This window comes from Ruegeria sp. HKCCD7251 (assembly GCF_013031165.1).
In the GTDB taxonomy this organism is placed as follows: domain Bacteria; phylum Pseudomonadota; class Alphaproteobacteria; order Rhodobacterales; family Rhodobacteraceae; genus Ruegeria.
In genome coordinates this window covers 67,571-89,844 of the sequence record NZ_WPZC01000010.1, presented here as the reverse complement: position 1 = coordinate 89,844, position 22,274 = coordinate 67,571, and the positions used below count along the sequence as shown (strand labels likewise).

Here is a 22,274-nt window from a genome sequence, read left to right as displayed (position 1 = left end):
CGTTTATCCATCCTTGTCGGTCCGAAACCAAGATTCCGGGTCCACGGGGCTGTTATCTTGTCTTACCTCTATATAGAGCGTTTCTGACCGCTCAGTTCCAGTGCCATCACCGCTTGTTGACAAAATAGCGCCTATTTCTGGTGTTTCCCCGGGCATCAACCCGACCGGAGTGCCCTCGGGGATCACTTGTCCGGTCTCGCCATAAACCTCCTGCAAGCCTGCAAAAACGAACAGCAGTCCCGGCTGAGGTTCAAGAATTATCAGGTTGCCAAGTTCCAACAAAGGCCCGCGATATCGAATGGTTGCGGCAGTTGGCGACGTGACAATCGCGCGTGGCCGGGTTGCCAGGACGATACCTGGTCGGGTGACACCTGCAGCATCAGATTCGTTGGCGTGGTGCAAAATGACACCCCGCGCTGGCAGAGCGATCTGGCCTTGTCGGTTTGAAACATTCGCATCGGTCTGCGCGATTTCACCTTCCGATATTTCCGACAATCCGCTGGCAAACCCTTCCAGAGTTTCGGTCGAGGAAATCAGAATGGCGGTGCGGATCGGGTCTTCTACAAATCTGCGGGGAAAGTCCGTTCTATCAGAGATCGCTTCGCTCAACTTGGTGCGCGCGGTCTGCACCCCAACCAACCCTTCGGTCAGGGTTTCAGACGCGTTCTGCTGCAAAAGGCGCAGCGTCTGAACCTCATGCAGGTTTTCGGCCAATGCCTGTGCGCGGGCATTCAAGGCCGGAGTGACTTCGGACAGCATCATCCCGGCGCGCGCCGACCCCAACGGGCCAGACGGGTGCAGCATGAGAACCGGCGGCGCGGTTGTCTCAATGGTTTGAAGGACACCCAATAGCTGGGCCACATCCTCTTCGCGTGCGTGCAGTTCGGCGGTCAATTGGGCCTCACGCGTGGCGGCCCGGCGCAAACCGTCCCGCATTGCTGAAAGCCCGGCTTCATAGGCCTGTATTGTCGCAGTCAGTGCGCGTACGCGATCTCGGGCACTGTCAGCTTCGGTCAGTGCAATTGACGCCTGTTCAAGTTTGCGCGCGGCGTTCAGCGCAGCCGTCGACGGATCAGTCTGTGCGCTGGCAGGCGACGTGAGAGCCATCGCCAGAATAAGCGCGCGAAGCGTCATGACAACAAACTCTGCCCGGTCATCTCTGGCGGCTGGTCAATATTCATCAGGGCTAGAAGCGTGGGTGCTAGATCAGACAAACGCCCATCCCGCAGCGACGCACCGGATGGGCCGCCAATCAAAGCAACCGGCACCGGGTTCAGCGTGTGAGCAGTGTGGGGTCCACCGGTTTCTGGGTCGACCATCACCTCGCAGTTTCCGTGATCAGCCGTCACGATCATCGCCCCGCCCGCCCTTTCAAGCGCCGCAGCTACCTGTGCGAGCCCCTGATCCACCGCTTCGCATGCCTTGATCGCGGCCTGTAGATCGCCTGTGTGTCCAACCATATCCGGGTTGGCATAGTTTGTGACAATCAGGTCATAACCTTCTTCAATTGCTTCAACGAATTTGGCTGTGACGTCTGCAGAAGACATTTCGGGCTGTAGGTCATAGGTCGCGACTTTGGGCGATTTGGGCATAAAGCGATCCTCGCCCGATTCCGGGGTTTCCTTGCCACCATTCAGGAAAAAGGTGACGTGCGGGTATTTTTCGGTTTCTGCCAGACGGAACTGGCGCAGTCCCTGTTTGGCCACCCATTCGCCCAGCGTGTTTACGATATCGCGCTTAGGGAAGACGGTGGTCATATAGGCGTTGTGGCCGTCGGAATATTCGACCATGCCCAAAAGCGCGGATAGCTGCGGGCGCGGCCCCGTTTCAAAGTCACCAAAGCCGGGTTCCCCGATGGCGCGCAATATTTCGCGCGCGCGGTCAGCGCGGAAGTTCAAGCAGAAGAACCCATCTCCGTCTTTTACGCCATCGAATTCAGCCAACACCGTCGGCACAATGAACTCGTCGGTTTCTGACTGGTTGTATGCGTGGTCAATCGCGCCATGCGCTGTGGCTGCCGCTCGCCCCTGCCCTTTGATCATCGCGCCGTATGCTTCGCTGACGCGTTCCCAGCGGTTGTCGCGGTCCATCGCAAAATAGCGCCCGCTGACTGTCACAATACGTGCACCTTCCGGCAACCGGCCTTCCAGTTCTGCAACGTAGGTAAACGCAGATTTTGGGGCCACATCGCGGCCGTCGGTTACAGCGTGCAAAGCCACCGGAACTCCGGCATCCGTGATCGCCTTTGCCGCGGCGACTATATGGTTCAGGTGCCCGTGTACGCCCCCGTCCGAAACCAGACCCATCAGGTGTGCCGTGCCACCTGACGCTTTCACCTTGGTGATGAAGGCTTGCAGCGCCTCGTTTTCGAAGAACGAGCCATCTTCAATCGCCAGATCAATCTGCCCCAGATCCATCGCCACAACGCGCCCGGCGCCGATATTGGTATGGCCAACTTCGGAATTGCCCATCTGACCACTGGGCAGCCCAACATCCGGGCCATGCGTGATCAAGGTCGCGTGCGGCCCGTTCGCCATGATCTTGTCAAAGGTTGGCGTGTTCGCCAGCAAGGGTGCATTGGCGGTCGTGTCCTCTGACAGACCCCAACCATCAAGAATACACAGGACAACTGGTTTGGGGGCGGTCATTTCGGCTCTCCGGATTATCTGCTCTTGGTTGGTCTTGTATCGTCTGGCCTGCGGCGGGTGAACCGCCTTTATTCCGTTAAGCCTAAGAATTCATACAGCGGGCTAGTCTTTGCTGGTGAGCTCTCGGTAAGGCCGTGCTGTCCGGCTCCGGTACTTCACCGTCAGTTCCAGCGGAGCGTCGTTTTCATCGTAGACCCCGACCACGACTCCGCGCCCTCGGCTTTTGGTGCGCATTTCGATCAACTGTTGCTCGGACCGGGTGGTGCGCTGCGACTGGCGACGTGTCCATCTGAAAAGATGCGAATACATGTCCGCGATAACGTCTTCATGATCCGCAGAGCCACCCAAATCGTTCAGTTCATTCGGGTCATTCTCCAGATCAAACAGTAATGGGCGATGCCCGCCTTCGCAGTGGATCAGTTTCCACTTTTTGTTGGCGACCATGAACATCACGGCATCCCGAACTGACGCGTTCAGCTTGTCCGCAATCGGAGACGCAGAATAGTCGTATTCGCAGATCACTACATCCCGAGGTGTTTCCGTGCGCAGACCGTGTAGGATCGGCAACAGGGAATGCCCTTCCAGAATGTGATACGCAATTTCTTGGCCAGTTACGTCAACGAAAGTTGGGGCAAGGTCGATCGATTCGACCAGAGCATCACAAACCGTTCCGCGCGTGCTGTCGGCTTCGGGCGAAGGGTCGTAAATGATCAGGGGAACCTTGGTCGAGGCATCATGGAAGAACGTCTTTTCCCCCATCCAGTGATCGCCCAGAAAGTCTCCGTGGTCCGAGGTCAGAACGATCATGGTATCGTCCATCCGACCGGTCTCTTCCATCCACTCAAACAAGCGGCCCATTTGATCGTCCGCCTGTTTGATCAATCCCATATAGGCCGGGATCACGGCGTCCCGAACGTCTTCGCGGGAAAAAGCCTGCCCCACCTTGGTGTCCATAAAGGCCCTGAGGATCGGATGGGCGTTCTGCCGCTCGGTTTCAGCGCGGACAACGGGCAGCATATGTTCAGGCCCATACATCGAGGCGTAAGGTTCCGGCACAATGTATGGCCAGTGGGGTTTGATGAAGCTCAGGTGACAACACCACGGACCGGCATGAGATCTCATGAACTCGATCCCCCGTCCGGTCAGGTACGGCGTTTCGCTGTCTTCCTCGGCGATGTTGGCGGGCTCGGTCGAGTTTTTCAGAAACCAGCCCGACAAGACATTGCCGTCCGCATCCAAACCGGAATTGGCAAAGTCATGCCAGGGATTGTCACTCTCATAACCCTTGGCGGTCAGAAACTTGTTGTATTCCTTCGCGCCGTCAGGGTCGTAATACCCATCCGGCCCTTCTGGAAGCATCCCGTCGTCGCGTTCAAACACATCGAAGCCGCATTCTGCTACGCGCGCGCCGATCAGGCTGTCAGGCTCCAGACCCAGCCGCGCCATGCCATCGGCATCTGCCCGCATATGAGTCTTCCCGACCAGGCAACACTCCATCCCGGCTTTGCGCAGATGATCCCCCATTGTCATTTCACCTACCTTGAGCGGAATGCCGTTCCAGGACGCACCGTGCGAATGCACATAGCGCCCGGTATAGGTGGACATGCGCGACGACCCGCAGATCGGCGACTGGATATAGGCGCGATCAAAACGCACCCCACGCGCTGCCAATCGGTCAATATTTGGGGTGTGTAAGTGTAGGTGGCCGTAGCAACTCAGGTAATCCCAGCGGAGCTGGTCAAACATTATGAACAGAATGTTTTTAGCTTTGGCCAACGCGATGCCTCCCCGATCGTCAGGGTCGCAGATTAGCTAACCCCTGCCCGTCGGTTAAGCGCAAATCACACCTGCGCTTCGCGTTCCATCTGTTCCAGCATTTTCTTGGCGCGCTTGCATTGCAATTGATCGCGCAGCGGGCTGTTTGGGTCGACGTCTTTCTGGCAAACCACGCATTTATCAGCACCCGAGATTGCGTTCAGGCCGCCGCAGCTACCTTTGATGGTCTTCCCCATCAACATGACACCCAGTGACATGCCCACCATCACAAGGGCCAACAGGATAAATGCCAGAATAAAGGTGCTCATATCTGTTCCTGCTTTCAGTTGGTGCCCAAAGCGTCTTTGAACGCGGTGCTATGTACTGTAATATAGGCATCTTCGCCGCCTGTCACATCCCGCGAGATGAAATACACGGCAAGTTTATGCTTCTCGGCCAGTTCCATACCTTTTTCCTGACCCAGCGCCAGCATCGCCGTCGCCCACGCATCCGCCATCATCGCGTTTTCGGCCAGTACGGTCACCGATGTGGTACGATGCGTGATCGGCCGCCCTGTGGTCGGGTCGATGATATGCGAATAGCGCACACCGTCCTGTTCGAAGAAATTCTTGTAGTCGCCGGACGTCGCCATGCCCAGATCGTCCAATTGCACGATCAACTGCAGGTTCTGCGCCCCTGCTTCGGGTTTCTCGATCCCGATCCGCCAAGCCTCGCCCTTATCGTTTTCACCCATGGTGACCAGATCGCCGCCGATCTCGACCATGTAATCCTCAATCCCCGCATCCCGCAGGGTGCCTGCAACGGCATCAATCCCGTAACCTTTTGCTATGGCCGACAAGTTGATCCCGACCCCGGCATCCGACTTGACCAAAGTCCCGGCCTCACGATCCAATGTCAAAAGACGCGCCTGCCCGACACTGTTCAATGCGGCCTGAATGTCTTCGTCCGAGGGAACAGGGTCTTCGGGTTTACGCGGTCCGAATCCCCAGAGTTCAATCAGAGGTCCAAGCGTTACATCGAATGTACCGCCAGATTTTTCGTGGACGTCATTGGCCGCCGCGATGACCAGGGCAAATTCATCTGAAACCTGCGTCGGCTCGGTGCTCTGCGACTTGGAAAACTTGGAAACTTCAGAATTTTCGTCCCAATTGGACATCTTGGCATTTACGTCTGCCAAGGTTTCCTCAACCGCTACGGCAAGGGCTTCTTCGTCGACATCGTCGCCAATTGCTGTGATGTTGAAGGTCGTTCCCATCGTCTCGCCAGACAAACGCACGACGTCCGGCTCTTTGTCGAACAAACAGCCGGATACGAGTGTCGCAACAGCCAGAATAGGCAAAAGACGCATGCGGGAATCTCCTGTGGAAAAGCGTGATCGGCGTATGCCAGTGGCCTTTGCCAGAGTCAAACCAGCCTTACATTTTCAAGGGCATGAACCCCAGCACAAGCAGGCCAATTCCTGCCGGAACTCCAAACAGCCAAGCCTTCTTTTGCCAACCCGGGGCCTGCTTTTTCCATGTCATGCGGAAATTGTGGCCGCATACGACCACAACGAAGAAGATCAATGCGGCAACAGGGGGGGTCAGGTAAAGGTCAGACAAAAGGTCGAATATCCTGTGTGTTAGGCGGTTTTTCACGCTTGGGGCAATTGAACCTTATACAGGTCGCAAAGCTGCGCTAAGGTGAACTACAAAAGAAGAGGAGATTTCCCATGGCACCAAGCTCTTATCAGCCCCCAACGCGCGGCGACAAGGCCGAAACCGCGACGCGTAGCCAGTCCGTGGAATCCAACCTTTCCCATTCCCAGACTACAGTTGCGAAATTGATGGAAGGCAAAGGCGACGCGGTTTTTGCAGTGCGGCCGAACGATACGATCCACTCGGTTGTAAACATCCTCAAGGAAAAGCGGATCGGGGCTGTCGTTGTGACCGATCAGAACGGGAAACTGCACGGTATTCTGTCCGAGCGCGACATTGTGCGCCGGATGGCAGACACCCCCGGTCAGACACTTCCGCAATCGGTCGAAGACCTGATGACCCGCGAGGTCAAAACCTGCGCGCCAGAAGATTTGTTGAACGATGTACTGAAAACCATGACCGAAGGCAGATTCCGCCACATGCCAGTTCTGAGTGATGGAAATCTGCGCGGTGTCATTACCATTGGCGACGTTGTCCATTTTCGCTTGAAAGAGCTGGAATACGAAGCGTTGCGCATGAAGCAAATGATCGTGGGCTGAGAAACCCCTTGACCTTGGGCCAGTGACAGTATCCCTGATGCGAAAAAGTCTGCGATAGGTTCGAGGGTTGCATGAAACGGGTTCTGGTCACCGGTACGGCGGGTTTCATCGGTTTCCATCTGGCAAAGCTGCTGTTGTCCGAAGGGTTTCGGGTGCACGGCTATGACGGGATGACCGATTACTACGACGTGACACTCAAACAGCGACGCCACCAGATGCTGTTGCAGACGCCGGGTTTTTCGGCCACCGAGGATTTGCTGGAAAACCACGACCGTCTTGTGCAGGTCGCGGACGAGTTTCAGCCGGAAATCATCGTGCACCTCGCCGCTCAAGCCGGGGTGCGCTACAGTCTCGAGGATCCGCGAAGCTATATCAACTCGAATGTTGTGGGCACGTTCAACGTCATGGAGGTGGCGCGCGAACACAAAGTCGAACACCTGCTGATGGCGTCGACGTCGTCTGTCTATGGCGCGAACGAAGAGATGCCCTTTACCGAGGTTGAAAAGGCCGACACGCCGTTGACGATCTATGCCGCCACCAAGAAGGCAAACGAGGCGATGGGTCATTCCTACGCGCATCTATGGAACCTACCGACGACCATGTTCCGGTTTTTCACGGTATATGGTTCTTGGGGGCGTCCGGATCTGGCTTTGTACAAATTCGTGGACGCGATTTTGGACGACCGCCCCATCGACATTTACAACCACGGTGACATGTATCGTGACTTTACCTATGTAGACGATCTGGTGCGGGGTATTCGGCTGTTGATCGACGTGCCGCCTGTGCGGCCGGATAGTGCCGACGATATCGCCGAGGGCGACAGCCTGTCCCCCGCCGCGCCGTGGCGTGTGGTCAATATCGGCAATGGCGACAAGGTGCGGCTGATGGATTTTATCGTAGCCATCGAAGAAGCCGTCGGAAAGAAAGCCATCCGCAACTACATGCCCATGCAAATGGGGGATGTGCCAGCAACGTGGGCGAACAACGATCTGTTGCAGGAATTGACGGGCTATCGGCCACAAACAGATTTCAAAGACGGGATTGCACGCTTTGTCGAATGGTTCCGCGACTATCATGGAAAATGACGCATATGTTTGAAACCGATCCAAACTCGCGCAGAATTGCCGTGATCGGACTGGGCTATGTTGGCCTGCCTCTGGCCGTGGCGTTCGGGAAGATAGCTCCGGTGGTTGGGTTTGATATTAACCCCGACCGAATAGACGCGTTGCGTGCCGGGCACGATTCCACGCAAGAGGTTGAACCCGATGACCTAAAAGCCGCAACTGGCCTGACGTTCACCTCTGATCCGTCAGAGATTGCGGCCTGCGATACCTATATCGTCACCGTCCCCACACCGATCACCGCTGGTAAGCAGCCTGATCTGACGCCTTTGCTGCGCGCGTCGGAAACCGTTGGCCACGTGTTGAAACCCGGTGATCTGGTGATCTATGAATCCACGGTATACCCCGGAGCCACCGAGGAAGACTGCGTACCGGTTCTTGAGCGCGTGTCCGGTCTGACCTTCAATCGTGATTTTTTTGCCGGTTACAGCCCCGAGCGGATCAACCCCGGCGACAAGACGCACCGGATCGCGGACATCTGCAAGGTTACATCCGGCTCGACCTCCAAGGTGGCCGATCTGGTGGACGCGCTTTACGCTCGCATCATTTCGGCAGGCACCCATAAGGCTGAAAGCATTCGCGTGGCCGAGGCTGCCAAGGTGATCGAGAACACGCAGCGCGACCTGAACATCGCGCTGGTCAACGAACTGGCGATGATCTTTGGCCGGATGGATATCGACACGGAAGCGGTTCTGCGCGCAGCGGGAACCAAGTGGAACTTTCTACCTTTCCGCCCCGGTTTGGTTGGCGGGCATTGTATCGGCGTTGACCCCTATTATCTGACTCACAAGGCCGAGGCCGTGGGCCATCACCCGCAGATCATTCTGGCTGGGCGACGGTTGAATGACAGCATGGGCGGCTATGTGGTCTCGCAACTGGTCAAACGGATGATGCGCGACGGGATCAATGTTGCCGCTGCCCGTGTGCTGGTGATGGGGCTGACTTTCAAGGAAAACTGCCCCGATCTGCGCAATACCCGCGTTGTCGATATCATTCACGAACTGCAGGACTATGGCGTCACGGTCGATGTCTATGATCCCCACGCCGATCCTGCCGCCGCGCAGGCTGAATACGGAATTTCATTGATCAAGCAGCCGGAAACTGGGGGTTACGACGGCATCGTTCTGGCCGTTGCACATCGGGAATTTCTGACGCTCGAACCCGCTAAGATACGCGCCCTTGGCAAGGATCAAAGCGTGTTGTTCGACGTCAAATCCTGCCTGCCGCCCGAGGCCAGCGACCTGCGGCTGTAAAAAAACCGGCGCTCGGAAGCGCCGGTTTTTCTGTCTTATCCGCCGAAATCGTCCAGCATGATGTCTTCGCGATCCACACCCAGATCCAGCAGCATGTTGATGACCGACTGGTTCATGATCGGCGGGCCACACATGTAGAACTCGCAATCCTCGGGCGCGGGGTGGTTTTTGAGATATTCATCGAACAGCACGTTGTGGATGAATCCGGTATAGCCTTTCCAATCGTCCTCGGGCTGCGCGTCCGACAGGGCGACGTGCCAATCGAAATTGTCGAACTCTGCGGCCAGTTGGTCGAAATCCTCGACAAAGAACATCTCTTTTTTCGACCGCGCGCCATACCAGAAGCTGATCTTGCGGTCGCGGTTTTCCAGACGCTTGAGTTGATCGAAGATGTGGCTGCGCATGGGGGCCATGCCTGCACCACCGCCGATAAAGACCATCTCTTTCTGTGTGTCGCGGGCGAAAAACTCGCCAAACGGACCCGAGATCGTGACCTTGTCGCCCGGTTTCAGGTTGAAGATGTACGATGACATCTGACCCGGCGGGATACCATCCGAACCCGGAGGCGGCGAAGCCACGCGGACGTTCAGCATGATCATGCCCTTTTCGTCCGGGTAGTTGGCCATCGAATAGGCGCGCTCGATCGGTTCGGCCACGACGGATTCGTATTGCCAAAGATTGAACTTGTCCCAATCCTCGCGGTATTCCTCTTCCACGTCGAAATCGGTGTATTTCAACGCATGCGCGGGGGCTTCGATCTGGATGTAACCACCTGCGCGGAAGTTCACATCTTCACCCTCGGGCAGGTCCAGTGTCAGTGCCTTGATGAAGGTCGCCACGTTTTCATTCGAGCGAACGGTGCATTCCCATTTCTTGACGCCAAAGACCTCTTCTGGGACTTCGATATCCATGTCCTGCTTGACCGCAACCTGACAGGACAGGCGGTCGCCACAGGCGGCCTCGCGCTTGGTGATATGGCTTTCTTCGGTCGGCAGGATCGAACCGCCGCCCGAATGCACCCGCACCCGGCACTGCGCACAGGTACCGCCGCCGCCGCAGGCGGAGGGTACGAACAATTTCTCGGCCGCAAGGGTTTGCAGAAGTTTGCCACCGGCGGGGACCGAGATGGTTTTCTCACCGTTGATGGTGATGTTCACGTCCCCGGTCGACACCAGTTTAGAGCGCGCGGCCAGAATGATTGTCACCAGCGCGATGACGATTACGGTGAAAAGGGCTACGCCTAAGCTAAAAGTTTCCATTGCGCCCTCCTTACAGTTTCACGCCCGAGAAGGACATGAAGGCCATCGCCATCAGACCTGCGGTGATGAAGGTGATCCCCAGACCCTGAAGGCCGTCGGGAATGTCCGAGTATTTCAGCTTTTCGCGCACGCCCGCCATCGCGGTGATCGCCAGCGCCCAGCCAAAGCCGGAGGACAGACCATAGGTCGCCGCCTCGGCAAAGTTATAGTCGCGCTCCACCATGAACAGCGAACCACCCAGGATCGCGCAGTTCACCGTGATCAAGGGCAGGAAGATCCCCAGCGCGTTGTAAAGCGGCGGGAAATACTTGTCCAAAACCATCTCAAGGATCTGAACCATCGCCGCAATCACGCCAATATATGAGATCAGGCCAAGGAAGGTCAGGTCCACATCCGGGAAGCCTGCCCAGGCCAGCGCGCCCGGTTTCAGCAGATAGTTCAGCAGCAGGTTGTTGGCGGGCACGGTGATGGCCTGCACCACCATAACCGAGATGCCCAGACCCAGCGCGGTCGAGATCTTCTTGGACACGGCGATGAAGGTACACATCCCCAGAAAGAAGCTGAGCGCGAGGTTTTCGACAAAAATGGCCTTTACAGCCAGTGAGATCAGACCTTCCATCAGTGGGCCTCTACCTGCTGAATTTTGTATTCACGCTCTTCCACCTGGTTCGGCTTCCATGTGCGGAAGGCCCAGATGATCAGACCGATGATGAAGAACGCTGACGGCGGCAGCAGCAGCATGCCGTTGGGCACGTACCAGCCACCGTTGTTCACGGTCTCCAGAATGGTGATGCCAAACAGAGACCCGGCGCCAAACAGTTCACGAATGAAACCGACCAGCAGCAGGATCAGGCCATAGCCCATACCGTTGCCCATACCGTCAATGAACGACGCGACGGGCGGGTTCTTCATCGCAAATGCCTCGGCCCGGCCCATCACGATACAGTTGGTGATGATCAGACCCACGAAAACCGACAGTGTTTTCGAAATTTCGAACGCATAGGCTTTCAGCACCTGATCCACCAGGATCACCAGCGAGGCGATGATCACCATCTGCACGATGATACGGATCGAGCCGGGGATCTGGTTGCGCAGGCACGAGATGAAGAAGGACGAGAACGAGGTCACGAACGTCACCGCCAGCGCCATCACGAAGGATACCTGCAGCGACGAGGTCACCGCCAGCGCCGAACAGATGCCCAGCACCTGCAGCGTAATCGGGTTGTTGTCGACAAGCGGGTCGACCAGCATCTCTTTTTTGGTCTGAGACATCAGATTTCTCCTGCTTGCAGTTTGGCCAGGAACGGAGCGTAGCCCGCATCCCCCATCCAGAACCTTACAAGGTTATCAACACCCACCGAGGTCAGCGTTGCCCCTGCCAGTGCATCCACATAAAAATCAGGGCCAGCGGCAGGCTGCGACTTCGCGACGGTAATCTGAAGCTCACCCGCATCATCGCGCAGCTTCTTGCCGTTCCACAGCGCCCTCCAGCGCGGGTTATCTACCTCGGCCCCAAGGCCCGGCGTTTCACCATGCTGATAGAACTGTAGGCCGAAGATATCGTTGCCGTTATTCTCCAACGCGATAAAGCCAAAAAGTGTGGACCAAAGGCCATATCCATGCAGCGGCAGGATCACCTTGTCCAGTTCACCGGAATCGTCCCGCAACAGGTAAATCACGCGGTATTTGGATTGGCGTCCGATGCCTGCGGGGTCATTGTCCAGCGCGATGCTGAGGTCAGGATCACTGGCCGCAGCGATGTCATCGAACGTGGTGGCATCGAACTGATCGTCCACGAACTGACCGGTCGACAGTTCAAGCACATGTGGTTCAAACGCGGCAAATGCCTCGGAAACGTCGACGCCCGGCTCATAGACGCCTGCGACCTGCAGCACGTTGACCTGCTTGTCTTTCAGCGCGTTCGCTTCCTGCACAGGACGCAGGCTGACTGCCGCCGCAGACACAACCATTGAGGCCACCAGACATACGGCAACCGCGACAAAGATCGTTTTGCCAACTGAATCAGGCGAGGCCGCAAGGAACTTGGCAATCGCGCCTTTCGGTTCTGGGGATTGCGTATCAGACATGGCGACGCGCCCTCCGTTTGATGTTTGCCTGAACGACGAAATAGTCGATCAGCGGTGCAAAGACGTTGCCGAACAAGATGGCCAGCATCATGCCCTCGGGGAAAGCCGGATTGATCACGCGGATCATCACAACCATGACACCGATCAAGGCGCCATAGATGTAACGGCCCATATTGGTGTGGCTGGCGGAAACGGGTTCTGTAACCATGAAGGCCAGACCAAAGGCGTACCCGCCCAGAACGATGTGCCAGTACCAGGGCATCGCGAACATGGGGTTGGTGTCCGACCCGATCAGGTTCAGCAGCAGGGTAAAGCCGATCGTGCCCGCCAGGCAGCCGAGGATCAGGCGATAATTGGCAATCCTTGTCATCAACAGGAAGGCCAAACCAATCATACACGCCAGCGTCGATGTCTCACCAAAGCTGCCTTGAATTGTTCCGAAGAACGCATTGGCCCAGGTAATCCCATCAGCCGCCAGCGCCTGAACGCCTTCGGCTGCGGTGATACCCAGCGCGGTCGCCCCGGAAAAACCGTCGACCGGGGTCCAGACTGAATCCCCCGACATTTGCGCAGGATAGGCGAAATACAAGAACGCCCGCCCCACCAGTGCGGGGTTGAGGAAGTTCTTACCGGTGCCGCCAAACACTTCCTTGCCGATGACAACGCCGAAGATGATGCCCAAAGCCACCTGCCACAGCGGTGTCGATGCGGGCAGGATCAGCGTGTAGAGCATCGATGTGACAAGGAAGCCCTCGTTAACCTCATGCCCGCGCACGGTGGCAAAGATGACCTCGAAAATACCGCCCGCGACCAGTGTCGTGATGTAGATCGGCAAGAAATAAAGCAACCCGTGCAACACATTGGCAAACAGGCTGGACGGATCCAACGAAATGCCGAACATCTGCAGCAAAGCAATACGCCAGCCGGTCGCGGCATCCGGCCCCAGCGTGGCAATGGCCGAGTTTGCCTGATAGCCCGTGTTCCACATCCCCCACAGGATACAGGGGATAGTGGCGATCACGACATAGGTCATGATCCGCTTCATATCCACGTAGGACCGTGCGTGTGGGGCAACGGTGGTGACGGTTTTCGGAGTGTAGATGAAGCTTTCGACCATCTCGTAGATGGGGAAATACTTCTCGTACTTGCCGCCCTTGGTAAAGTTCGGCTCGATCCGATCGAAGAAGCTGCGCAAACCCATGTGGATCAGCCCTCCTTTTCAATCTTGGTCAGGCAGTCGCGCAGCGCCAGCCCATATTCATATTTTGCTGGGCAGGCAAAACCGACCAGGCCCAGATCTTCTTCGTCAAGTTCCAGCGCCCCAAGCGCTTGGGCCGTATCCGTATCCATGACCAACAGCGCCCGCAGCAACTGTGTCGGCAGATAATCCTGCGGCATCAGTTCTTCGAACGTGCCCGTTGGAACCATTGCACGGCGGCCGCCATTCAGATTGGACGTAAATGCAAACAGCTTTTTGGCAAAGGCAGAACCCAGAACCGGTTGAACGGCGTATTTTGACGGCATTGGGCGTATCCAACCCATCGGAATCTGGTCAGGGTCTTCGCGGATGATCGAAATCTGGCGCGCAAAACGGCCAAGATACGCGGTGGGGCCGTCTGCTAGTTTTCCCGAGAGGATCGAGCCCGAAATAATCCGCGCGGTGCCGTCAATTTCGATCTCGTCCCGGGTCAGGTCATCTGTCGACGCGCCCATGACCGTTCGGATCAAGCGTGGGTGGCGTGCACCGGGGCCCGACAGGGCAATCACAACATTCGGGTCCAGATGTCCTGTCTGCATCAGCCGGCCAATCGCGATTACATCCTGATATCCGATCGTCCAAACCTGCTTTTCGCCGGCCAGAGGTTCCAGAAAGTGGATATGAGTCCCAGCCAGACCAGCCGGATGCGGGCCGGAAAATGCTGCCGCTTCGACATCCGCAAGATCAGACCCCGGCAGCGAATCCCCTTCCTGTTGACACAGATACGTTTTGCCATCCGTCAGAAGCGATACCGCCTTCAGCCCCTCGACAAATGCCTCGCCCGCGTCGTTTATGATGACGGCCGCGTCACCGGAAAGGGGCTCACTGTCCATTGCGGTGACAAAGATCGCCGCAGGCTTAGAGCCCGGTGCAGGCATTTTCGAATAGGGGCGCGTGCGGAAAGCTGTCCAAAGACCAGAGGTGCACAGCTTGGCAATAACACCTTCGGCGCTGTCCGAGTTACCCGTCGCCGAGAAATCCAAACCCACATCGTTTGGGTCTGACACCTCGATCACGACGCTCTGCAAAACACGACGCGCGCCACGGTTGACCGCGACGACCTTCCCGGTCAGAGGCGCAACCATCATCGCTTCGGGCATGTCCTTGTGGCTGAACAGCGGCGTCCCCCGTTGTACCTCATCGCCTTCCTGAACCAGCATCCGTGGTTTCAGGCCAAGATAGTCACCACCCAGAACCCCAACGGTCGAAAATTCCGGACCGGGTTGAATTGTCTGCTCCGGGGCGCCCTGCACCGGCAATTCCAACCCCTTTTTCAGTTTGAAAGTTTGCATGTCGCTACGGTCTTCCAAGCCTTGTTGCTGCACCACTCCGTTTTGGCACTCACATAGTGGCACAAAACGCTGTGAACGTGGGAGCCTTGGAGCAAAAAAAAGCGCGCGGCGCTCAGTCCTGATCTATGGCTTCCTTTCGATCACGGACCCTTTACGCGCGGATGCTGACAAACGCAAACCCGTTACGGCTAAAATCGGCATCGGAATTTCACTTTCGGAAGAACAGCCTTATTTTAAGCCTTCTTAAATTGCGTATCGCGCCCGGAATGCTTCCGGTGTAAGCACCCAGAATGGAACACGCTGACACACTAGAGATTTTTTTGGTGGCCACGCCCGGCCTTGAAGCACCGCTTCGTGCCGAAGCGCAACAGAAGGGATTCGCCGATGTCACCGCCGTTCCTGGCGGGGTGATTTGCCGAGGGACATGGTCCGAGGTGTGGCGTGCGAACCTGTGTCTTCGTGGCGCAAACAAGGTTCTGGTCAGGTTGGGTAGCTTTCCTGCTGTGCATTTGGCCCAACTTGACAAAAGGGCGCGTAAATTTCCCTGGTCTCAGTTTCTGCGCCCCGATGTTCCTGTCCGGGTTGAGGCAACCAGCCGCAAGTCCCGAATTTATCACGCCGGTGCCGCGCGCCAGAGGATCGAGCGTGCGATTACCGAAACTTTTGGCGTTCAGGTGTCACCTGAAGCCAGTTTGCGCATATTGTTGCGTATCGAAAAAGATATCTGCACGTTTTCTGTAGACACATCCGGAGACCCTCTGCACAAGCGCGGTCATAAACCTGCGGTCGCAAAGGCACCAATGCGCGAGACAATGGCCTCTATGTTGCTGCGCGAATGTGGGTTCGACGGAACTGAGCCGGTACTTGACCCAATGTGCGGATCGGGAACCTTTGTGATCGAAGCGGCGGAAATTGCTTTGAACCTGAACCCGGGTCGATCGCGCTCATTCGCGTTCGAAAGTCTCAAGACTTTTGATCCCGCCATCTGGGCCGACATGCGGGCCCAACATGCGCCCTCAGAAGCAGATGTCATGTTTTTCGGCTCGGACCGAAACGCAGGAGCCGTCGACGCTTCGACTTCTAACGCCGAATGTGCAGGCGTCGCCAGTGTAACCAGATTTCAAACGAGATCTGTCAGCGACATCAAACCCCCGACGGACCAAGCTGGGCTCGTAATCATCAACCCCCCTTATGGTGCAAGGATTGGTGAAGAAAAACGTCTGCGTTCCGTCTATGGGACGCTGGGCAAGGTCCTGACCTCAAAGTTCGTCGGCTGGAGAGTCGGATTGGTCACAAGTAATGCCTCGTTGGCGCGCTCGACTCGTCTACCCTTTTTACCTGCGGGACCGGTGGTGGATCACGGCGGCACCAAAATCTGGCTTTATCAAACAAAGCCCTTGGCCTGACATGGAGCAAACTACTGTGTTCAAGTCGTCCTCAGCCATTTCGGTGCGCGACGCACAAAATCCCCCTTGCGCATCCAAATCGCCGGGTATAGACCCCCCGCCACGGTCGGAGTGTAGCTCAGCCTGGTAGAGCACTGTCTTCGGGAGGCAGGGGTCGGAGGTTCGAATCCTCTCACTCCGACCAATAAAATCAATTGCCTGTATTGATTTAGCGCCTTCCCAAAGCATCGATTTTTCCTAACATTTTTGGGAATCCCTATTCCCTCACCCGCTCATTTTGTCGGTAAGGTTTGCATCTAAAAAACTCTGCGGTCGGTTTGAATTGGTCGGAGGGTCTGTGCAGGCGGCGATTGCGGCCCGTTTTATTGGATCGTTTGACCTACAGCTCACTCAACCAGTTCGTAGTGCTTGATTAACCTGCTTTCGACCAACTCGGCTTCGGCTGGATCAATATGCGGAGAGCTATAGTCTTCGCCAACAAACTTCTTAAGCGAGGCCAAATCTTTCCAGACCATCACGAAACTGAATTCTCTTGGGCTTTCGCTGTGCGGAGCACCCGGTAAAACCTGAACAATCCCTGCAGTTTCTTTCATCATTGGAATTGCGATTTTGTGGAAGAATTCCGTAAATTCGTCTTCCTTACCTTCTTTTATCTGGACTTGAAAAATGCGCATTATCATGCCGTTTCCTCCCTCAGAGAATTACTGGCCAGCATAAATGCGTCGGATAAAATAATACCATCAGAGCCTGTGAATGTCCTGACTGCGCGTATCCCTTTGTCACCCCATCGCTTCCAAGGATTATAGAGTGCCGAGTGTAGTCCGTATTCCCTTGGCGCATTTCATCACCGTAACCCATTGTGATTGATAAAGATAATCCAACTCAAGACACGCCAGTGATCGACGTAAGGTTTGCCCTTGGACCTTGGCAAGAAAGGCTCAAGGCGCGACATCTGCTCGTCTCATAATCAAAAAAACATCAGGCATGTTCACCGCTCGTTTTGAACGCGATGAATCACTCAGCCAAACGGAATTCAATGGGTCCTGAGCCCAAGGCGTTCGTGGCCCAAATTATCTTCAGTAAAACCTTCGGGGCTGGCTTGGAAGAAGGTTCAGGCCAGCTTCAACAGCGGGGTCAAAGCATCCACTCAACGGGCAGCCACCTTACGACCGCCGTTAGGGCGCGTTGGAAGCCGCTGGTTTCCGGGTCCGCGGTGTAAACGGTGACCGTCCCGTCTTGTTCTTCTTGCAGCCAGACAATCTCATCGTCTTCATTCAACTCAACGCGATACGAAAAATCGGTGTTAGCCAATTTCTCGGCCAGTGATTCAGCGATCGCCGCGCTTTCGATCATGAGCCCCATTTCAGTGTTCAATCGCGCGGATCTGGGATCGAGGTTGTATGAACCAATAAAGACACGTTTGCCATCCGATCCAAATACCTTTGCATGTAATCCTGATGCCGACCCCGCCAGCATTTCTGGCAGGCTTCGTTCGCGATGTTCCTGCCTTAAAGCCCGAAGCTCCAAAAGTTCTACGCCGCTATTCAGCAAATCTTCCCTGTAGCGCATATAGGCCGCATGAACCGGCATAACGTCGGTCGCGTCCAATGAGTTGGTCAAGACACGGACTTTAACCCCAGACCTGGCTAGTCCTTCCAAAACTTCGGCACCGCGTTTGCCGGGAATGAAATATGCTGAAACAAGGTCCAGTGAGGTTTGAGAGTCGTTGGCGAATGCTATCAGTTGCTCGACGATCAGATTTTCACTGTCTGCTTGGCCCAACCCTTTGGCTGGGTCGTCCACGAAAAGGGTAACTTCGCTCCACTCGACCTTCAGATCACGCGCAGCTATCCGGTCCGCAAGTTCATTGTCTTGGATCGCTTTTTGATAGCCTGCACCAACAGCGGTTTTTCGTGCGGCATCCGCCTTGGATTGCAGGCTTTTTCCCGCGGTGGGCTCCAGAAACAAGGCCGCGTCATAGGATGATGAGCTGTTCCAATACGCGTCGAATGACTGCGACACCTCATCGACAATTGGGCCAATGGCGATCGTATCTACATCCAGATAGTGCGTGCCAGCCCCATAATCGAAATAGATGTCACCGATATTGCGGCCTCCGACTATCGTGGCGACCCCATCCACAGTCATTGATTTGTTATGCATCCGACGGTTCAAGCGACTGAAGTCGAATGCATAAGACAGAAGTTTGGGGTTTCTCAGCGTAAAGGGATTAAAAATGCGCACATGCGCGTTGGGCAGAGCATCCAGTTCAGCAAGCAAGCCATCCAACCCCGAGATGCCGTTATCATCGACCAGCAATCTGACCCGCACGCCACGCTCGGCTGCGGCCCTAAGCTCATCAAGAAGCATCAGACCAGTAACATCGTCCTGCCAAATGTAGTACTGAGCGTCGATAGAAGACGTCGCTTGCCTTGCGAATATAGCCCTGGCCGCAAAGGCGGCGCGTCCATTGCCCAAAGGCCGCACCCCGTCAAGGCCGGGGTTTCGTTCGATCGCTTGTTTAATAGTGGCGCCTAAAGGTCCGTCCCAGTCGGGATCTTGTTTGAGAGTTTGCTCAGAATAGTTTTTCTCAGGAAGTGGAAATGCCAGCTTTAGCCCGACCACGGCGATTGTGATCACCACCACTACAGTCAACAAAATCCTGATCAGCCGCATTCAGGGCTCCGTGTTCAGTACATCAGATAGGCCTTGTTCGTTAACATGATCTATCGACGGCTCATTTATCAAGAGGTTAGACTTGGGCGTCGCGCGATCGAACTCAGGCTCCGTGCGACGAACCGGGTATCTGGGCAGTTAAATCGCGGGAATGGCTTTCCCTCAGCGCCAACTTCTAAATGTTGATATTATCCTTCAGTCGGCGCGTTCTCTCGGAAAAACTCCCAAGCGTCGACTTCTTCACCTGATGGAAGAATACAAATCCCGGTCTTTCCACCATTAGCACCATCGCGGATTTCATAGGTCCCCCCGCTTTCTTCACAGAACACAGCCGATGGGTTTGGGACTTTCACAAGGTCGTTGTTTGGCTTCATGCTGGCTTCCTTTACAATCGGGTATTTTTGGCCTTCGAAAACCGTTCCCCATATTCCGATCTTGGACAAGTCTGCAGTCTGGACCTCATACGGGTTTTGCTCAAGCACAACAAAATCTGCCTTCTTGCCTGCGCGGATCGAACCGATCTCGTCCTCCATTCGCATGAACCACGCGGCATCAATGGTGATTGCGCGCAGGGCCTGATCTATGTCCAGTCGTTCTGACCCGGCATTGTTATTGCCGTTGATCGACACGCGTTCCATCGCATTTTGTGCCAGCGTTAGCGGGCTGAGAGGTGCCATTGGGCTATCGGAATGTAACCCGATTACCAACCCCTCGTCCGCAGCACTACCCAAGGGAACCATAAAGCGCGCCACGTCTGCCCCCAACCACACATCCGCGTACACGTCAGCAAGGATGTATTGGTAGTAAGGGTTGGCCGACACCACCATACCCAGCGCCTTCATCTGCCGCATCTGGTCCCGCGTGGCATAAGCAAAATGTTCAAGCGTCGTGCGGTGGTCAAAACGCGGTTTTTCCTCCTGCAGGTCGCGTACGATCTCGATCAGTAGGCTTGCGGACCCGTCGCCGTTGGTGTGGGCGTGCAACTGGAACCCTTCGTTCCAAAAGAACCGGGCCCATTCCAAAATATCCTCAGGCTCGTTCATCCACTGGCCTTGATGCCCGTCCTTGTAGCCTGGGAACCCGTATTGCGAGAGGCCGCTGTAGATCGCACCATCCATCATCAGCTTGAAGTGGTTGTCGAACTTGACCCTGTCGGTGTTTCCCTTCTCCCACTCGCGGATTTCGGCCAGAGCCTCTTGGGGCGATTTCCCACGCGCCGTGAAATCCGTGATGATCGGCGTCAGGACGACACGCACCGGGGCTCCGGTTTGCTCGGACACTTTGCGGATCAGATTTGTCTCGCCAACTGGATCACCGAACAAGCCGATGCCCATATCCATCACGCTTGTGACGCCAGCCTGATGGACGATCTCAAAAAAGGTCTCCATGCCTTGCGAGTAGCGGGATTCTTCCAGAATGAAGGGCATCTTCGGGAAAATTCCGACCAGCCCGTTCTCCCACCAGTGGCCGCGTTCCCAGTCGGACTCTTCGGGGAAGATCTGCGCATCTTCTTCCGTCAGCCCAAGCAACTCGATGGCCGCGTCGTTTAAGAAATGCTCATGGAACGAGCGATGCCACAAGATCACTGGGGTATCAGGAAAAAGTCCGGTCAGATCATCGCGATACAACTCGCCATGCCATAGCGGATGGTAGCCCCAAGTGATGAAGGGGATTTCAGTGTCCCCCGATGCCTCATATTCAGCCACCAGTTCCTTTAGGCGGTTCACATAGCCCTCGGGTGTGGTTTCGCCGGGGAACTCACCAGTTGGAAGGCTCCAGTTATCCGGAGCGATGTAGGGATATTGTGTCAAAATCGCAGGCAGCGACGGATGAACATGAGGGTCGACCAAGCCCGGCATAAGGATTTTGTCGGCGAAGGTGGTGTCGATAACCGCCCCAGCCTTTACATAGTCGACCAGCGTTTCCAACGTCCCGACCGAGACTATTCGACCATCCGATACGGCCACCGCCTTGGCCTCGGGCAGCGGTTTTTCCATGGTGATGATTTTGTCTGCGGTGAAGATGGTGGTGTCACTCTCCGCCGCGACCAGCGGTAACGACAGGCCAATTGCCGAAATTCCCGAGGCGAGTGCAATCTTGGTCAGGGTCTTGAACATCGTCGTCCCTCTTGTTCAGTAAAGTATATATTCAAATCTTTGAGGTGGATTTTGCCGCAACTACCTTAAGTTGCATAATGAATTCTTAAGCGATCACAAGGACTGAGTCTTCAACATTGTTCCAGGGTTGCCAGAACATCAGGAGTATGGCGAAATTTCCGCTGCTGTGATCTCGTAGCCAACTTTAGCCAGATGGGTCTCGGATTGGTTGGTTGAGAACACTCCGAGCGCCCAAACGGGTTCAAACAGCGTATCTGTTTCATAGGGCGTTTCGGGCGAAAGAAGAACCAATTGGTTTGGGGGCGGCGGTGGCACATGAATACATGCCCCGACATATGGCACAAGAAGAGCGGACAAAACTTTGTTTTCTTCAAATTTCAAAGGCACGAGATATCCGGGCAGGCGAACCCGCAGGCCGTTGTATTGAGTGGTCAGTTGCGCGCCCTTTTCGGCGTCAACGGGTTCTGACAATTCACCATGTTGAACAATGCCGCCATTTCGAAGGCGCTGAACGACCGTAGTCTCGGCCCCCGGTGCAAGATCTTTCCAGCCTAGTTGTGTGGGTTCAGCGTCCAGTGCAAGCACGCCAGCGGGGCTCAGCACGCTTCTGGCACTTAGGGCCGTGGCAATCAAAAAATCTCTTCGGGTTTGGGTCATGGTTTAATCTCATCCCCCTTTGCCACGATTTCAGATCAATGCTTTTCGTAAACCAAAAATGGCGTCTTCTCGGCGACCTGATCATAGAGCATTCGTCCCTTATAGTTGAACTCCTGCGTCATCCAGTATGTAGTCGTGATGCCGTTCTCGGCGGCTTTGCTGTGAACTGCGTCGATCAAAGCGCGACCGACGCCAGTCCCCCGTGTGTGCGGGTCGACAAAAAGATCCATCAGGTAGCAGGTATTTTCCACGCTCCACATGGATCGGTGGAACAAATAGTGGGCCAGGCCCACAGGCTTACCCTGGACCTGAGCCAACAAACCCTGAAACTCACCGGGGTTGCCCGACATCATCCGGGAAAATGAGGTGCGATAAATCTCGTCGCCCAGCGAAGTTTCATAAAATGCAAGGTACTGGCGCCAGAGTTGACACCAGACCTCGTAATCCGCCTCGGCGATGGGACGTATGGTCGTGGTTTCTTGCATGTG

The 22,274-nt window shown here is 55.7% G+C and carries 21 protein-coding genes, 1 tRNA gene and 1 pseudogene; 5 read left to right on the top strand and 18 right to left on the bottom strand.

Annotation, left to right across the window (positions count from 1 at the left end):
- Positions 1 to 3: 3 nt before the first annotated feature.
- From GOX75_RS18710 to GOX75_RS18685, 6 genes are all read right to left on the bottom strand, one after another.
- On the bottom strand, positions 4 to 1,134 hold the full coding sequence (locus tag GOX75_RS18710; protein ID WP_171125661.1) for a murein hydrolase activator EnvC: 1,131 nt from the start codon (positions 1,132 to 1,134) through the stop codon (positions 4 to 6).
- Complete coding sequence (gpmI, locus tag GOX75_RS18705) at positions 1,131 to 2,648, bottom strand: 2,3-bisphosphoglycerate-independent phosphoglycerate mutase (protein WP_171125659.1); 1,518 nt, start codon at positions 2,646 to 2,648, stop codon at positions 1,131 to 1,133. Before gpmI ends, GOX75_RS18710 begins: the two co-directional genes overlap by 4 nt.
- Positions 2,649 to 2,750: 102 nt before the next feature.
- Positions 2,751 to 4,424: a sulfatase-like hydrolase/transferase gene (locus GOX75_RS18700; RefSeq protein ID WP_171125657.1), complete on the bottom strand. Its 1,674-nt coding sequence runs from the start codon at positions 4,422 to 4,424 to the stop codon at positions 2,751 to 2,753.
- 65 nt (positions 4,425 to 4,489) lie between these two features.
- Positions 4,490 to 4,732 carry a (Na+)-NQR maturation NqrM gene (gene nqrM / locus GOX75_RS18695; RefSeq protein WP_170356551.1) on the bottom strand — a complete coding sequence of 81 codons (243 nt, stop codon included), beginning with the start codon at positions 4,730 to 4,732 and terminating at the stop codon, positions 4,490 to 4,492.
- A 14-nt stretch (positions 4,733 to 4,746) separates the two neighbouring features.
- Positions 4,747 to 5,772, bottom strand: coding sequence for an FAD:protein FMN transferase (locus tag GOX75_RS18690; protein ID WP_171125655.1), 1,026 nt, complete (start codon positions 5,770 to 5,772; stop codon positions 4,747 to 4,749).
- A 67-nt stretch (positions 5,773 to 5,839) separates the two neighbouring features.
- Positions 5,840 to 6,025: a hypothetical protein gene (locus tag GOX75_RS18685; RefSeq protein WP_171125653.1), complete on the bottom strand. Its 186-nt coding sequence runs from the start codon at positions 6,023 to 6,025 to the stop codon at positions 5,840 to 5,842.
- 110 nt (positions 6,026 to 6,135) lie between these two features.
- Here GOX75_RS18685 and GOX75_RS18680 point away from each other — a divergent pair, with 110 nt between their 5' ends.
- The 3 genes from GOX75_RS18680 to tviB all read left to right on the top strand — a co-directional run bounded on the left by GOX75_RS18680 (position 6,136) and on the right by tviB (position 9,034).
- On the top strand, positions 6,136 to 6,660 hold the full coding sequence (locus GOX75_RS18680; protein ID WP_171125651.1) for a CBS domain-containing protein: 525 nt from the start codon (positions 6,136 to 6,138) through the stop codon (positions 6,658 to 6,660).
- A gap of 71 nt (positions 6,661 to 6,731) precedes the next feature.
- On the top strand, positions 6,732 to 7,745 hold the full coding sequence (locus GOX75_RS18675) for an NAD-dependent epimerase/dehydratase family protein (protein ID WP_171125649.1): 1,014 nt from the start codon (positions 6,732 to 6,734) through the stop codon (positions 7,743 to 7,745).
- A gap of 5 nt (positions 7,746 to 7,750) precedes the next feature.
- Entirely contained in the window at positions 7,751 to 9,034 is a 1,284-nt protein-coding gene (tviB, locus tag GOX75_RS18670) for a Vi polysaccharide biosynthesis UDP-N-acetylglucosamine C-6 dehydrogenase TviB (RefSeq protein ID WP_171125647.1), read from the top strand.
- 35 nt (positions 9,035 to 9,069) lie between these two features.
- Here tviB and nqrF read toward each other — a convergent pair whose 3' ends face one another.
- From nqrF to GOX75_RS18640, 6 genes are read right to left on the bottom strand one after another with little or no spacing between them, the layout of a single operon-like run.
- Complete coding sequence (gene nqrF / locus GOX75_RS18665; RefSeq protein WP_171125645.1) at positions 9,070 to 10,293, bottom strand: NADH:ubiquinone reductase (Na(+)-transporting) subunit F; 1,224 nt, start codon at positions 10,291 to 10,293, stop codon at positions 9,070 to 9,072.
- Positions 10,294 to 10,303: 10 nt separating this feature from the next.
- Complete coding sequence (gene nqrE, locus GOX75_RS18660) at positions 10,304 to 10,912, bottom strand: NADH:ubiquinone reductase (Na(+)-transporting) subunit E (RefSeq protein WP_050603817.1); 609 nt, start codon at positions 10,910 to 10,912, stop codon at positions 10,304 to 10,306.
- Entirely contained in the window at positions 10,912 to 11,565 is a 654-nt protein-coding gene (locus GOX75_RS18655) for an NADH:ubiquinone reductase (Na(+)-transporting) subunit D (protein ID WP_171125643.1), read from the bottom strand. Before GOX75_RS18655 ends, nqrE begins: the two co-directional genes overlap by 1 nt.
- Positions 11,565 to 12,380 (bottom strand): Na(+)-translocating NADH-quinone reductase subunit C, encoded by an 816-nt coding sequence (locus GOX75_RS18650; RefSeq protein WP_171125641.1) that lies wholly within the window; start codon positions 12,378 to 12,380, stop codon positions 11,565 to 11,567. The genes GOX75_RS18655 and GOX75_RS18650 overlap by 1 nt, the downstream gene beginning before the upstream one ends.
- Positions 12,373 to 13,581 carry an NADH:ubiquinone reductase (Na(+)-transporting) subunit B gene (locus tag GOX75_RS18645; protein ID WP_171125640.1) on the bottom strand — a complete coding sequence of 403 codons (1,209 nt, stop codon included), beginning with the start codon at positions 13,579 to 13,581 and terminating at the stop codon, positions 12,373 to 12,375. The genes GOX75_RS18650 and GOX75_RS18645 overlap by 8 nt, the downstream gene beginning before the upstream one ends.
- A 5-nt stretch (positions 13,582 to 13,586) precedes the next feature.
- On the bottom strand, positions 13,587 to 14,930 hold the full coding sequence (locus tag GOX75_RS18640; RefSeq protein WP_171125638.1) for a Na(+)-translocating NADH-quinone reductase subunit A: 1,344 nt from the start codon (positions 14,928 to 14,930) through the stop codon (positions 13,587 to 13,589).
- A gap of 290 nt (positions 14,931 to 15,220) precedes the next feature.
- Here GOX75_RS18640 and GOX75_RS18635 point away from each other — a divergent pair, with 290 nt between their 5' ends.
- Positions 15,221 to 16,336 (top strand): class I SAM-dependent RNA methyltransferase, encoded by a 1,116-nt coding sequence (locus tag GOX75_RS18635; protein ID WP_171125636.1) that lies wholly within the window; start codon positions 15,221 to 15,223, stop codon positions 16,334 to 16,336.
- A gap of 107 nt (positions 16,337 to 16,443) precedes the next feature.
- Positions 16,444 to 16,520: transfer RNA gene (locus GOX75_RS18630), tRNA-Pro, on the top strand.
- A gap of 202 nt (positions 16,521 to 16,722) precedes the next feature.
- Here the strand turns inward: GOX75_RS18630 and GOX75_RS18625 are convergent.
- From GOX75_RS18625 to GOX75_RS18600, 6 genes and pseudogenes are all read right to left on the bottom strand, one after another.
- Positions 16,723 to 17,016, bottom strand: a complete 294-nt coding sequence (locus GOX75_RS18625) for an antibiotic biosynthesis monooxygenase (RefSeq protein ID WP_171125634.1) — start codon at positions 17,014 to 17,016, stop codon at positions 16,723 to 16,725.
- An 83-nt stretch (positions 17,017 to 17,099) separates the two neighbouring features.
- A pseudogene (locus GOX75_RS20425) lies at positions 17,100 to 17,288 on the bottom strand (transposase); the annotation flags it as partial.
- Between the two features lie 182 nt (positions 17,289 to 17,470).
- On the bottom strand, positions 17,471 to 19,012 hold the full coding sequence (locus GOX75_RS18620) for a phospholipase D family protein (RefSeq protein WP_171125632.1): 1,542 nt from the start codon (positions 19,010 to 19,012) through the stop codon (positions 17,471 to 17,473).
- A gap of 188 nt (positions 19,013 to 19,200) precedes the next feature.
- Positions 19,201 to 21,129 (bottom strand): amidohydrolase family protein, encoded by a 1,929-nt coding sequence (locus GOX75_RS18610; RefSeq protein ID WP_217354454.1) that lies wholly within the window; start codon positions 21,127 to 21,129, stop codon positions 19,201 to 19,203.
- Between the two features lie 138 nt (positions 21,130 to 21,267).
- Positions 21,268 to 21,786, bottom strand: coding sequence for a DUF3299 domain-containing protein (locus GOX75_RS18605; protein WP_171125630.1), 519 nt, complete (start codon positions 21,784 to 21,786; stop codon positions 21,268 to 21,270).
- 35 nt (positions 21,787 to 21,821) lie between these two features.
- Positions 21,822 to 22,271, bottom strand: a complete 450-nt coding sequence (locus GOX75_RS18600; RefSeq protein WP_171125629.1) for a GNAT family N-acetyltransferase — start codon at positions 22,269 to 22,271, stop codon at positions 21,822 to 21,824.
- Positions 22,272 to 22,274 lie beyond the last annotated feature (3 nt).